Source organism: Dietzia sp. CW19, from assembly GCF_014145265.1.
Classification (GTDB): Bacteria; Actinomycetota; Actinomycetes; order Mycobacteriales; family Mycobacteriaceae; genus Dietzia; species Dietzia natronolimnaea.
This window is the reverse complement of record NZ_JAALEE010000435.1, coordinates 10,707-10,973: the sequence shown is the minus strand read 5'-3', so window position 1 is coordinate 10,973 and position 267 is coordinate 10,707. Positions and strand designations below refer to the sequence as shown.

Genomic DNA, 267 nt, shown 5'->3' with positions numbered 1-267 from the left:
GCACCCGGTGCAGCGGCTGCCGCTCTGGCCGGAGGTGATGACCTCGGCGCAGTTGGTGCAGCGGCGGGCGGGGTGGACGAACGCGGCGCGGCCGTTCTCGTAGTGCCACAGCACTTCGGTGCCGTCGGGATTGGTCACGAGCCGGATTTCGGCCGCGATAGTGCGGCCCTCGTCCGGGACCTCGAGATCGAAGGTCTCGAGCAGGGTGCCTGGCTTGGTCATGGTGGTCCTTTCGGGTGCGGGGTGAGCGGGCGTTCCCGGCTCTGT

Annotated in this window: 1 protein-coding gene; it reads right to left on the bottom strand. The window is 69.7% G+C overall.

Annotation, left to right across the window (positions count from 1 at the left end):
- On the bottom strand, window positions 1-222 hold a 222-nt coding region (locus G6021_RS12870; protein ID WP_182641458.1), incomplete at its 3' end, for a hypothetical protein.
- Window positions 223-267 lie beyond the last annotated feature (45 nt).